This is a genomic window from Agrobacterium sp. DKPNP3, assembly GCF_052686535.1.
In genome coordinates this window covers 1-12,287 of record NZ_JBQYSN010000116.1, presented here as the reverse complement: position 1 = coordinate 12,287, position 12,287 = coordinate 1, and the positions used below count along the sequence as shown (strand labels likewise).

General features: G+C 60.4%; 12 protein-coding genes. 5 read left to right on the top strand and 7 right to left on the bottom strand.

Translation table 11 applies throughout. The features are described from left to right. The 3 genes from ACUTJJ_RS22465 to ettA form a co-directional block, all read right to left on the bottom strand. Positions 1-318 (bottom strand): methylenetetrahydrofolate reductase (locus ACUTJJ_RS22465; RefSeq protein ID WP_445543482.1); only part of this gene is annotated, 318 nt, incomplete at its 3' end. Position 319: 1 nt separating this feature from the next. After that, positions 320-1,333 carry an ArsR/SmtB family transcription factor gene (locus ACUTJJ_RS22460; protein WP_445543481.1) on the bottom strand — a complete coding sequence of 338 codons (1,014 nt, stop codon included), beginning with the start codon at positions 1,331-1,333 and terminating at the stop codon, positions 320-322. Between the two features lie 157 nt (positions 1,334-1,490). Further along, on the bottom strand, positions 1,491-3,140 hold the full coding sequence (gene ettA, locus ACUTJJ_RS22455; RefSeq protein WP_004442830.1) for an energy-dependent translational throttle protein EttA: 1,650 nt from the start codon (positions 3,138-3,140) through the stop codon (positions 1,491-1,493). 147 nt (positions 3,141-3,287) lie between these two features. On the opposite strand from ettA, the gene ACUTJJ_RS22450 reads away from it, so the two are divergent. The 4 genes from ACUTJJ_RS22450 to ACUTJJ_RS22435 all read left to right on the top strand — a co-directional run bounded on the left by ACUTJJ_RS22450 (position 3,288) and on the right by ACUTJJ_RS22435 (position 8,133). Further along, a complete protein-coding gene (locus tag ACUTJJ_RS22450; protein WP_296068968.1) occupies positions 3,288-4,268 on the top strand; it encodes an alpha/beta hydrolase in 981 nt (326 codons plus the stop codon). 168 nt (positions 4,269-4,436) lie between these two features. Continuing rightward, a complete protein-coding gene (locus tag ACUTJJ_RS22445) occupies positions 4,437-5,639 on the top strand; it encodes a CaiB/BaiF CoA transferase family protein (protein WP_445543480.1) in 1,203 nt (400 codons plus the stop codon). Continuing rightward, entirely contained in the window at positions 5,636-7,288 is a 1,653-nt protein-coding gene (locus ACUTJJ_RS22440) for a thiamine pyrophosphate-binding protein (protein ID WP_445543479.1), read from the top strand. The genes ACUTJJ_RS22445 and ACUTJJ_RS22440 overlap by 4 nt, the downstream gene beginning before the upstream one ends. Before the next feature lie 80 nt (positions 7,289-7,368). Continuing rightward, entirely contained in the window at positions 7,369-8,133 is a 765-nt protein-coding gene (locus tag ACUTJJ_RS22435; RefSeq protein ID WP_445543478.1) for a HugZ family pyridoxamine 5'-phosphate oxidase, read from the top strand. 269 nt (positions 8,134-8,402) lie between these two features. On the opposite strand, the gene ACUTJJ_RS22430 is transcribed toward ACUTJJ_RS22435, so the two are convergent. From ACUTJJ_RS22430 to ACUTJJ_RS22420, 3 genes are all read right to left on the bottom strand, one after another. Next, the gene (locus tag ACUTJJ_RS22430; protein WP_004442838.1) at positions 8,403-8,744 is read right to left on the bottom strand and encodes a RidA family protein; all 342 of its coding nucleotides are present in this window, start codon (positions 8,742-8,744) and stop codon (positions 8,403-8,405) included. A 46-nt stretch (positions 8,745-8,790) separates the two neighbouring features. Continuing rightward, on the bottom strand, positions 8,791-9,129 hold the full coding sequence (locus ACUTJJ_RS22425) for a TIGR01244 family sulfur transferase (protein ID WP_063950605.1): 339 nt from the start codon (positions 9,127-9,129) through the stop codon (positions 8,791-8,793). A 96-nt stretch (positions 9,130-9,225) separates the two neighbouring features. Continuing rightward, complete coding sequence (locus ACUTJJ_RS22420) at positions 9,226-10,059, bottom strand: aldose 1-epimerase family protein (RefSeq protein ID WP_445543477.1); 834 nt, start codon at positions 10,057-10,059, stop codon at positions 9,226-9,228. A gap of 155 nt (positions 10,060-10,214) precedes the next feature. Here ACUTJJ_RS22420 and ACUTJJ_RS22415 point away from each other — a divergent pair, with 155 nt between their 5' ends. Continuing rightward, entirely contained in the window at positions 10,215-11,606 is a 1,392-nt protein-coding gene (locus tag ACUTJJ_RS22415) for a L,D-transpeptidase family protein (protein ID WP_445543476.1), read from the top strand. Positions 11,607-11,674: 68 nt separating this feature from the next. Here ACUTJJ_RS22415 and ACUTJJ_RS22410 read toward each other — a convergent pair. Continuing rightward, a partial coding sequence (locus ACUTJJ_RS22410; RefSeq protein WP_445543475.1) for an MFS transporter occupies positions 11,675-12,287 on the bottom strand: 613 nt, incomplete at its 5' end.

The window sequence follows — 12,287 nt, the reverse complement described above, 5'->3', positions numbered from 1 at the left end:
CGCCACGAAATGACGCACGCCGGCGTTGCGAAACTCCTCGACGACCTGATGCACTTCGTCGCGGCCTGCGTCCACGCAAGTCAGATGCGCGGCCGTTGGCAGATGGCTGTCGCCGATCATGCGGCGCACTGCGTCCAGCGTCGGCGCCTTGGTGGAACCGCCAGCCCCATAGGTGACGGAGACGAAATCCGGGTTCCACTTCTTCAGCTCGTCGACCGTCTCCCAAAGCTGGGTTTCCATCTCTGCGTTCTTCGGCGGGAAAAACTCGAAAGACAGTCGGATATTGCCATTGTGGCGCGTGTTTTCCGATCTCAACATGTCATGCCCTCCCGGAGCGAAGTAAAACCGCCTCTTGCGCCACACCGTCTGCCATCAGCAGCCGCTGGTCGCGGGCAACCCAGATCGTAACGTCCAGAGCTTCGTCCGACGCCTTTTCAGAATGAAGATCGACGGCGCGCTCCAGAGACAGCCCGGTCTTCTTCATCCACTCTTCCATCAGCGGGTGTGAGAAGCCGAGCCGCACATGCGCGTGCTCATCACGCAGATATTCGAAGGAATGCGGTGCAAGATCGATGACGATCAGTCGCCCGCCGGGGCGCAACATGCGCGCAGCCTCAGACAGAGCGATTTCCGGCTGGTCGAGGAAATGCAGTACCTGATGGATGACGATCAAATCGAAATCCTGCCCTTCCAGCGGCAGGTTGAGAATATCACCGTGGCGCACGGAAGCGTTCACAACGCCCGCCTTGTCGAGATTGGCGCGCGCCACCGACAGCATGTCGCGGCTGGCATCCACACCGATCGCACGGCGATAGATGCCGCTCAGCAGCTGCAGGATACGGCCCGTACCGGTACCGAGATCAAGGAGGGAATCAACCGGTGTCGTTCCCACCAGTTTCAGAAGCGCGCCTTCCACGGCCTCGTCGCTGACATGCAGGCGACGCAACTCGTCCCAGGCCGACGCGTTGCGGCTGAAATAGTCCTGCGCCCGCTCCGCCCGCACCCGTTTGACGGCGGCAAGCCGCTCGCTGTCACGCTGCAGAACCGCATCTGAAGGGGACGCCGCCGCAAGCAGCTGGCGGACGACACTTGCAGGCTCGCCATCCTGCCGCAGACGGAAATATGCCCAGGCACCTTCCTGATACCGCTCGATCAGCCCCTCTTCCGTGAGAAGCTTCAGGTGACGGGAAATGCGCGGCTGCGACTGGCCGAGAATTTCGGTCAGGTCCGTGACGGTCAAGTCGCCAGCCGCCAGAAGCGCCAGCAGGCGGAAGCGCGTCGTTTCGCCCGCCGCCTTCAACAGATCCACCAATTTGTCCAGACCGAACGCCACTCTGCGATGCCTCACACTCTAATCAAGATATAAAGATATCTTTATGTCGATGTTGCGTTTGATGCAAGCACTAAGTGCGGTCTTCGTCACCAAGTCTGTTCATGAAAGGAAAAAGGCCCGCTTTGCGGCGGGCCTTCGTGGATCTCTTGGTAAAGGATCAGCGCGTCAGACGCTTGTAGCTGACGCGGCCCGGCTTGATGCTCTCCGGGCCGAGGCGGCGGACCTTGTCCTTTTCGTAGTCTTCGAAGTTGCCTTCGAACCATTCCACATGGCTGTCACCCTCGAAGGCGAGGATGTGCGTGGCCAGACGGTCGAGGAACATGCGGTCGTGGCTGATGATCACGGCGCAACCTGCGAAGGCTTCCAGCGCTTCTTCAAGCGCTGCCAGCGTTTCCGTATCGAGGTCGTTGGTCGGTTCGTCGAGGAGCAGAACGTTGCCGCCGGCCTTCAGCATCTTGGCGAGGTGAACGCGGTTGCGCTGACCACCCGAGAGGTTGCCGACCTTCTGCTGCTGATCGCCGCCCTTGAAGTTGAAGGCGCCGCAATAGGCGCGCGAGTTCACTTCGAACTTGCCGAGCTTGATGATGTCGTTGCCGCCGGAGATTTCTTCCCAGACGGTCTTGTCACCCGCCAGCGCATCGCGGCTCTGGTCGACGTAACCGAGCTGAACCGTGTCACCGACAGTCACGGAACCGCTATCGGGCTTTTCCTGGCCGGTGATCATTTTGAACAGCGTCGTCTTGCCGGCACCGTTCGGGCCGATGACGCCGACAATACCGCCGGGCGGCAGCTTGAAGGACAGGTTCTCGATCAGCACGCGGTCGCCATAGGATTTGGTGAGGTTCTCGGCCTCGATGACCACACGCCCGAGACGTTCGGCAACCGGGATAACGATCTGCGCATCGCCGGGACGACGGTTTTCCGCGGCTTCCACCAGCTCGTCATAGGCCTTGATACGGGCCTTGGATTTCGTCTGGCGGGCCTTGGGACTGGAGGCGATCCATTCCTGTTCACGGCTGATGGCCTTCTGACGCGAGGCATCTTCACGGGCTTCCTGCTGCATGCGCTTGGCTTTCGCCTGCAGGTAAGCGGAGTAATTGCCCTCGTAAGGAATGCCGCGGCCGCGGTCGAGTTCGAGAATCCAGCCCGTAACGTTGTCGAGGAAGTAGCGGTCGTGGGTGATCATCATCACGGCGCCGGGATAGTCGCGCAGGTGCTTTTCCAGCCAGGCGATGGTTTCAGCATCCAGATGGTTGGTCGGTTCGTCGAGCAGCAGCAGGTCCGGCTGCGACAGCAGCAGGCGGCACAGGGCCACGCGGCGGCGCTCACCACCGGAAAGGCCGGTCACGGGCGAATCGCCGGGCGGGCAACGCAGGGCGTCCATGGCCATTTCGACCTGATTTTCGAGGTCCCAGAGGTTCTGGCTGTCGATGATGTCCTGAAGCTTTGCGCCCTCTTCCGCCGTTTCGTCGGAATAGTTCATCATCAATTCGTTATAGCGGTCGACGATCGCCGTCTTGCTCGCCACGCCTTCCATGACGTTCTGCATGACGGTCTTGTTTTCGTCGAGCTTCGGCTCCTGCTCGAGATAGCCGAGCGTCGCACCTTCGGCGAGCCAGGCTTCACCGGTATATTCCTTGTCGAGGCCGGCCATGATCTTGAGAACGGTCGACTTACCGGCGCCGTTCGGGCCGAGGATACCGATCTTGGCATCAGGGTAGAAGGAGAGATGAACGTTCTCCAGAACCTTCTTCGCGCCATAGGACTTGTTCAGCCCAGCCATGTGATAGATGAATTGACGTGCCATTGTAGCGAATGCTCCACATCGGATTTTTAAGAGTACGTATCGGGAAATTTGCCGCTATGTAGGGTAAATAGGACCTTGGGGCAACCTCTGGCACGATTATGACCCCATGATTATGAGAAGCTGTGTGAGCACGCGATGGGTGTGACAATGAATGAGACGACGGATAACTTCGCTTTCAGCCGGATTGAGAGGCTGGAAGCCCCCTCCGGCGCATCCATCGCCTTCCGCCATCAGCCCTCCGCCCTCGCGCCCGCCCGTGGCGTTCTCATGATCTGCCATGGTCTCGTAGAACATGCCGGGCGTTATCGCCGGTTTGCCGATACCCTCGCGAAACAGGGTTTCGAGGTCTATGCCCATGACCATCGCGGCCACGGCCGAACGAGAGCGGCGGATGCGCCTCTCGGCCGCTTCGCCTGGAAGGATGGCGTGGAAAAGGTGGTGGCCGATGTCATGGCGATGCGGCGCATGGCGGCAGAAAGACATCCCGGCCTGCCCGTCATCCTGTTCGGCCAGTCGATGGGCGGGCTTGTGGCGCTGAACACCGCTGTCAGCCATCCCGATGCCTTCGATGGGCTGTCGGTCTGGAATTCCAATTTCAATCCCGGCTTTATGGGTCGGTTAGCACAGGTGGTATTGCGGCTTGAGAAAATGCTGAAAGGCTCCGATGTGCCGAGCGCGATCCTGCCCAAAGCCACCTTCCGCGCCTGGAATGCAAAAATGCCAGAAAAGCGCACCCATGCCGACTGGCTGAGCCATGACAGGGCTGCGGTGGACGCTTACGTGGAAGACCCGCTCTGCCAGTTCGAGGCAAGCGTTTCCCTTTGGCAGGATGTCTTCGAACTCTCCTATCGAGCGCCAAAACTCATCGAGCGCCTGCGGAAAACGCTGCCGCTCTTGCTGGTCAGCGGTGATCAGGATGCTGCCACCAATGATGGCAGGGAGATCGTCTGGCTGGCCGAGCGTTTCCGCCAGGCGGGCTTCAGCCATGTCGAGCACACCATCTACAAGGGTATGCGGCACGAGACACTGAACGAAATCGGCTGGCAGGCCCCGGCTGCGGATTTCGCTGCCTGGTGCGACCGGGTGGTGGGTGGCAGTAAAACGCCCTCCCCGTCATTCCGGCCTTGAGCCGGAATGACGGAATTAGGGGACTCTCAAAACACAACGAATGTCGAAGCTGCCGTGTCAGCCCCAGTTTAGTGCCGTTCCAAAACGGAATAAGTCCATGAGATAAAATCACATGCGACGCGGCAAGCAGCGGTCTATAAACCGGCAGACACAAATACCGGGGGACAGATGACCGATATGCCGAACAGGAAAGCGCCGCTAGCAGGCATTCGCGTCATAGAACTGGCGCGTGTTCTGGCCGGCCCTTGGGCGGGGCAGATGCTGGCCGATATGGGTGCCGATGTCATCAAGGTTGAAAACCCCGAGGGTGGCGATGACACTCGCGCCTGGGGGCCGCCCTTCGTGGAAAGCGATGATGGCGAGAACCTTTCCGCCGCCTACTACCACGCCACCAATCGCGGAAAGCGCTCGGTCGTCGCCGACCTGAAGACCCCCGATGGCTGCGAACTGGTGCGCCGGCTGGTACGTACTGCCGATGTGGTCATCGAAAATTTCAAGCGCGGCGGCCTTGTGAAATATGGCCTCGATTACGAGAGCCTGAGGGTTCTCAACCCCAAGCTCATTTATTGTTCCATCACCGGCTTTGGCCAGACAGGGCCCTACGCCGATCTCGCCGGATACGATTATATCGTGCAGGGCATGTCCGGCTTCATGTCGATCACGGGCGAAGCGGACGGCCAGCCAATGAAAGCGGGCGTTGCGGTCGCGGATATCTTCACCGGCATCTATTCCGTCACGGCCATTCAGGCGGCATTGATCCATGCCATGCGATCCGGCGAGGGTCAGCATATCGACATGGCGCTTCTGGATGTGCAATCGGCCGTTCTTGCCAACCAGAACATGAACTATCTCGTTTCCGGCAAGCCGCCGGTGCGGCTTGGCAACGCCCACCCCAATATTTCGCCCTATGAGGTGGTGCCGACGGCAGATGGCTTCCTTATCCTTGCCGTCGGCAATGACGGCCAGTTCCGCCGTCTCTGCGGGATCCTCGGCATCGACGCGATTGCCGATGACGAGCGATATGCGACCAACAGGGCCCGCGTCGCGCACAAGACCGAGATGCGCAGGATCGTTTCCACCGAAACGCTGAAATGGCAGAAGCGCGATCTTCTCACCGCCTGCGAAAAGAATGCCGTGCCTGCCGGACCGATCAACTCGATCGAGGAAATGTTCGCCGATCCGCAGATCAAGGCCCGCGCCCTGCGCGTCGATCTTGCGGGCGAAGACGGCACTGTCATCCCCGGCGTCCGCACACCGATTATAATGTCGCAAACACCGCTGCGTTACGAACGCCCGAGCCCGAAGCTCGGGGAACATCAGGCGCAGGTGCTGGCCGAACTGGAAACGATTGAAAGGAACACCGCGCCATGAAGAGAACCGGCGGACAATTGATTGTCGAAGCGTTGAAGGCCAATGGCGTCAGCCGCGTCTCCTGCGTGCCGGGCGAGAGCTATCTCGCGGTCCTCGACGCCCTCTATGAGAGCGGCATTGAAACACTGGTCTGCCGTCAGGAAGGCGGCGCTGCCATGATGGCCGATACCTGGGGCCGGCTGACAGGCGAACCCGGCATCTGCATGGTCACCCGCGGCCCGGGCGCGACGAATGCCTCTGCGGGTCTGCACATTGCTCGCCAGGATTCCATTCCGATGATCCTCTTCATCGGCCAGGTGCAGCGCGAGGCTCGCGAGCGCGAGGCCTTTCAGGAAGTGGAATATCGCCGCGCCTTCACCGAATTTGCCAAATGGGTGGGCGAAATCGATGACGCCCGCCGCATTCCCGAATTCGTCACCCGGGCCTTTGCCGTCGCCACCTCCGGCCGGCCCGGTCCCGTTGTGCTGACCCTGCCTGAAGACATGCTGGTTGAAGAGGTCGAAGCGCCAGAGGCAAAGCCCTATACTCCGGTCGAGGCCCATCCTGGCCCGTCCCAGATCGCAACCTTTGCTGAAATGCTTGCTGAGGCGAAACGCCCGGTCTTCATCATCGGCGGCACACGCTGGTCCGAGGAAAGCGTCGTAGACTTCAAGGCATTTGCCGAAAAATACAAGCTGCCCGTCGGCTGCTCGTTCCGCCGCCAGATGCTGTTCGATCATCTTAGCCCCTCCTATGCCGGTGACGTCGGCATCGGCATCAACCCTGCGCTTTCGAAGGAGATCAAGGACGCCGATCTGGTGGTCCTCCTCGGCGGCCGCCTCTCCGAGATGCCGTCGTCAGGATATACGCTGCTCGACATCCCTTACCCGTCGCAGAAACTGGTCCACATCTATCCGGAAGCCGAAGAACTCGGGCGCGTCTACCGGCCCGATCTCGCCATCTGCGCTTCGCCGGATGACTTCGTTGCCGCGCTGGCCTCCGTCGATCTGCCGCATAACGACGCGTGGGCGTCCCGCACGGCAATGATGCATGAGGCCTATCTCAACTGGTCGACGCCGCCCCAGACGGGACCCGGCGCCGTGCAGATGGGTCCAATCATGGACTGGATCGAGACGAATGTGCCTGAAGATGCCATCTTCACCAATGGCGCTGGAAACTACGCCACCTGGGTGCATCGCTTCCATCGTTTCCGTCGCTTCAACACGCAATCGGCCCCGACATCAGGCTCCATGGGTTACGGCCTGCCGGCGGCGGTTGCCGCCAAGCATCTGTTCCCGGAGCGCGAGGTCATCTGCTTTGCCGGCGACGGCTGCTTCATGATGCACGGTCAGGAATTCATCACTGCCGTGCGTTACGGCCTGCCGATCATCACCGTGCTGGTCAATAACGGCACCTACGGCACGATCCGCATGCATCAGGAGCGGGAATATCCCGGCCGTGTCAGCGGCACCGATCTCGTCAATCCCGATTTCGCAGCCTTCGCCAAAGCCTATGGCGGGCACGGCGAAACGGTGGAAAAGACCGAAGACTTCGCCGCCGCCTTCAAGCGCGCGCGAGCCAGCGGAAAACCTGCCATCATCGAGGTGAAGCTGGATGCGGAAGCGATCACGCCGACACGCACGCTGACACAGATCAGAACCCGGGCCTGATATCGCCCACTGATATTGATGATGGACATGGCTCCGGCATGGTGTAAATCCTGAGTAAAACTTACAGCTTAGGAAACAACATGCCGGATGTTGCCCCTCCCGTCATCACCCCACGCGGCGCAAAGATCGAGCCCTCGGCCGGCGCCCCGTTTGAGGCCGTGCGCGTTGCCCGCAATGTACTGCACACATCCCGCACGGCAGCACTCGCCACGCTCGATCCCGTCAGCGGCTATCCCTATACGACCGCTACCAATATCGGCATTGAGCCTGACGGCACGCCGTTCTTCTTTGCGGCCGGGCTGACGCTGCATGCTCGCAACATGGAAAGCGATCCGCGCATCTCGCTCACGCTCGCCCCCTTCGGCAAGGGCGATGCGCTGACGCTGCCGCGGTTGACACTTGTTGGCAGGGCGGAACAGATCGGCCCGGATGACGTGCCGCTCGCCATCGCGCGCTACATTGCCCGATACCCCAAGGCCAAACTCTATCTCTCCCTTCGCGACACCAGGCTTTACCGGCTGCGGACGGAAGGCGTGCAGATTAATGGCGGACCGGCCCGCAACGCCAGCAACATCACCCCGACCGATCTGCGCACCGATCTGTCAGGCGCAGAAGAACTGATGGCGACGGCGGAAAACGAAGCGGCCCGCCTCAACGCCATCAAGGGCGAAGCGGGCCGGCTTGCCGTTCTCGCAGGCGCCAAGGCCGGGCGCTGGACGATCACCTCAATCAACCCTGATGGTATCGATCTCGCTTCGGCAAATGATCTGGCGCGACTATGGTTTGCGGAGCGGGTTAAGACGTTGAAACAGTTTGAGAAGGCGCTTGCTTCGCCGGTGAGGTGACGGACGTAAGCGATTCAAAAAACATGAAAATTGCTTCTACTTGGCATTTTGTGGCCATGTCGCCACGCCGCGCCGTCACCTCGGGCTAGATCCGGGGGCCAGCGCGATCAAGTCCTTGATCGCAAAAGACTCTTTTCACGACACAGACGCGCCGAGGCTGGATGCCGGGTCAAGCCCGGCATGACGGGAGAGTTTTTTGACCCCATCCATCAAAAAAGGCCGGGCCGCATTCCGCGACCCGGCCTTTTCTTAAAAATTCAGACGGATGCTCAGAGAGCCGCCGTCACGATGAATTCAACCTTGTAGTCTGGCGTTGCCAGCGCTGCTTCGCTGGTGGCGCGGGCCGGCGGGTTTGCCGGGTCGATCCAGCCTTCCCACACAGCGTTCATCTCGCCGAAGGTGGACATGTCGGACAGGTAGATGATGGTCTGCAGGATCTTCGACTTGTCGGAACCGGCAGCCGCCAGCAGACGGTCGACTTCAGCAAGAGCCGACTTGCTCTGTTCCGTCACGCTCGTGCCTTCGCCAACCTGGCCGGCCAGATAAACGGTGTTGCCGTGAACGACGGCGCCGCTCATGCGCTTGCCCGGCTCGATACGCTTGATGGTCATGAAAAACTCCTGTTGATTGGCATTGGAAATGAAGCTGCGCGAAAGATCAGCCGCGCAGGTGGTGGGTCTTTTCATAGATCGCGGTGGAGCGCGCGCCAGACCGGCAATAACCGAGCATCGGGCGCTGCAATTCATCCAGCGCATCCACCATGCCGGCAACGGCATCGGCGTCGACACCGTAGCGACCGACCGGGACATGCATGATCGTCAGCCCAAGCTGCTCGGCGCGCTCTGCTATATCAGCGAAAAGCGGCTGCCCCTCTTCCTCGCCGTCAGGGCGGTGGCACACGATCGACCTGAAGCCAAGTGCCTTGATCTGGTCGAGATCGGCGACGCTGATCTGTCCGGTTACCGAATACTCGTCGTCTATGCGCCTGATATCCATCTTCTTGCCTCCGCTGGCCGTCACCCTTGAAATCCGCATCCGATGTAAGCGGTCAAAACCGCGGCGTCAATGACGGGCGATCCCATTCGGTACGGCTCAAAGAATGGAAAAGCGCAGGCCGAAGGAGCGGCTTTCGCCCGGCTGGAGGATGTTGAACTCGCCGGCCGCCTCAAGCTCCCTGCGCTCCACCCAACGGTGGGATACGGGCTCTATACCCAGCACATTGGCGGGTGCTTTCTGATTGCGCCACATCTGGAGGTAGGGCAGTGTCTCCGTCCGGAACCGGACGCTCAACGTCTTGCCGCCGATGGCCGCAATCGGCCCGAGCTTCAGTTCCGCCCATTCATCATTACCGGCAGAAACGCAGAAAACGCTGCCCGGCTCTTCGCCAAACCGCCAGCCATGGCCGCCATTCTCGAACATCGCGCCTTCAAGCCGCACGGCGTCGTCAAACAGCCGCGCACCGACATTCATATGATACATCAGGAAGACCGGCATCGGCCGCTCCGATGTGTTGACGATGCTGTCGTCGAGGCTGATTTCACCGCTTTCACCATCGATGCGCCAGGTGCGATGAAGAAGCGCAGTCCCACCATCCGCCAGCTTTACGGGAACCTCTACACGCGCCAGCGCATTGGTTTCGTGAGTGTCGAAGGTGATGATCTTTGCCGGATGCGCGGAAAAGGAGCCATGCAGCGGATATCGGCGCCCATCGCCACCGTCATCGATCACCACGGGATGGCGGATATGATCAGGACCGCAGGTAAAGAGGAAGCCTTCCAGCGAATGATCGATCCGCGGATCGCCATCATCGGGAATGGCGCGACCGGGAGCGATGTCGATGCCATCGACGATGCACGACCCAATATCGAAGACGGAGGTTTCATCAAGGAAAATGCGCGGCGATTTGCCCGCCTTAAAAGAATGCAAGACAGCCTCCCTGTGGCAGTAAAAACGCAGAAATCACGGAAACGCTACTAACTGTGAGGAAAATTAAGATTGCATTAACCGCGAATTCACCTTTTTCACAATAGGGTCAAGATTAGCGTGTGTTTATCGGTGACGAAGCAAGGGATAGCAGAATCGTGAAACATTTTCTTAACGCCGCTCTGGGTCTGACGTTCGCACTTGCGTCAGTTTTCGCCCCGCTACAGGCTGGCGCGCAGCAGCGTTATGGCGAGCAATCCATGCTTGTGACGCCGGATGGGCGGGTTCTCGATTTCATGCCTGAACGCAGCGATATCGTCATCAGCCGGGATGCGATGGGCCGCACCGTGTTTTACGACCAGTATGGCAACCTGCTCGCCACGGAAATGCCATCCGGTTACCCGCAGCAGCGCCAGCAGGCACGGCAGCAGCGCGACACAACCTATTACCCCCCTGCCCCAGGCGGCCAGTATCGCGAGCCACAGCGTGACTACGGCTATCAGGACAATGGCAGCGTACGCGACTACCGCGAATATCGCGGCGACGGCTCCGACGAAAATTTCTACACCGGCTCCGTTCCCGCGCCGGGCGCCGTCGAGAGCGGCCCCCTGGGTCAGCCTGTGCCGGGCGAAAGCACTACGGCCGCCGTCCCGCAGCCAGAGCATTTGATCGAGCGGCACACGCCGGTAACGACACCCGTCAACCGGTCGCGCCAGGAAATCGTTGCACTCCAAACCTTCCTCGACCGCGAGGGTATTTCCCCCGGTGTGATCGACGGCAAAATGGGCGACAACGTCAACAAGGCAATTGCCGCCTGGCAGGACATGACCGGCGAAAAGCTGGACCCGAACAATTCCGACGACATTCTCGAGCGGCTGCGTGCTTCCGGCGGCATGCCGATCGTGGACTACACGATCACGGCGGCCGATGCGGCCGGTCCTTATGTCGCTTCAATTCCGGACGACTATGCCGAAAAATCGCAACTGCCTGCGCTCTCCTTCACGTCAACGACGGAGGCTTTGGCGGAACGGTTCCACATGGATGAGAACTACCTGAAGGAATTGAACCCCGGGATCGATTTCTCAGTGCCCGGCACCATCATCAAGGTCGTGAATCCCGGCGAGCCGAAGAAGGGTCAGGTCGCCCGCATCGTCGCCCATAAGGGTATCAAGCAGGTCTTTGCCTATGGCCAGGATGGCAATCTGATCGCCGCCTATCCCGCCACGATCGGTTCGACGGATACGCCCTCACCGAGCGGCACGCATACGGTGGAGCGCATCGCGCTCAATCCCGGCTATACCTACAATCCGAAAATCAACTTCAAGCAGGGTCAGAACGACAAGATCCTGCAGATTCCGCCGGGTCCAAACGGCCCGGTCGGTACGGTGTGGATTGCCCTGTCGAAACCCACATACGGCATTCACGGCACGCCGGAACCTTCCAAGATCGGCAAGACCAACAGCCACGGCTGTATCCGCCTGACGAACTGGGATGCGACCGAATTGGCAAAGATGGTCCGCCCTGGCGTGGTCGTTGAATTCGCGGAATAGGATTGACGACACGAAAACGAAAAAAGCCCGGCGGTTGGTCCGCCGGGCTTTTTTGTATGTGTGGTATCTCAGTCGTGCTTTTCCGTCAGGAAATAGAGCAGCGCTGCAACCGGGAGCGCAAACCCCAGCCATGACGCGGCTTGCCATCCGCCAACGGCATAGGCCCATCCTCCCACTGCCGAGCCAATCGCCCCACCCATGAAGAACGTCGCCATATAGATGCCGTTCAGGCGGCTGCGGAATTCCGCTCCGAGCGTGAAGATCGCCCGCTGGCCGAGGACCAGGTTGGTGGTGACGCCGAAGTCCAGCACGATGGCTGCGACGACGAGAATGGCAAGCGCCAGATGTGAACCTTCCGGAGCCAGATGCGTGATGGCGAAAGAAAGCGCGACTGCCAGCAGTGCAAACAGCGTGGCTGCCCGCGTCCAGCCACGATCCGCCATCCGCCCGGCGATCGGAGCGGCCACGGTGCCCGCAGCACCCGCCAAGGCAAACAGCGCGATCTCACCCTGGCTCAGATTGAAATGCGGACCGCTCAGATAAAGGGGCGTCGTCGTCCAGAACAGGCTGAAGGCTGCAAACATGAAGGCATGGTAGATCGCCCGCCGGCGCAGGAGCGGCGTGTGGAGCGCCAGCCGGCCCATGGATGCCATCAGGGCGCCATATCCCAGTCTCGCTTCG

What these genes read in the sequence shown, in the direction of transcription:
- ACUTJJ_RS22430 (WP_004442838.1), bottom strand. Translation starts at nt 8,744, where the DNA reads ATGACCATCAAGCGTATCGAGCCGGGCAAGCGCATGAGCGGCGCCGTC.
- ACUTJJ_RS22425 (WP_063950605.1), bottom strand. Translation starts at nt 9,129, where the DNA reads ATGGATATCAGGCGCATAGACGACGAGTATTCGGTAACCGGACAGATC.
- ettA (WP_004442830.1), bottom strand. Translation starts at nt 3,140, where the DNA reads ATGGCACGTCAATTCATCTATCACATGGCTGGGCTGAACAAGTCCTAT.
- ACUTJJ_RS22435 (WP_445543478.1), top strand. Translation starts at nt 7,369, where the DNA reads ATGCCGGATGTTGCCCCTCCCGTCATCACCCCACGCGGCGCAAAGATC.
- ACUTJJ_RS22445 (WP_445543480.1), top strand. Translation starts at nt 4,437, where the DNA reads ATGACCGATATGCCGAACAGGAAAGCGCCGCTAGCAGGCATTCGCGTC.
- ACUTJJ_RS22450 (WP_296068968.1), top strand. Translation starts at nt 3,288, where the DNA reads ATGAATGAGACGACGGATAACTTCGCTTTCAGCCGGATTGAGAGGCTG.
- ACUTJJ_RS22440 (WP_445543479.1), top strand. Translation starts at nt 5,636, where the DNA reads ATGAAGAGAACCGGCGGACAATTGATTGTCGAAGCGTTGAAGGCCAAT.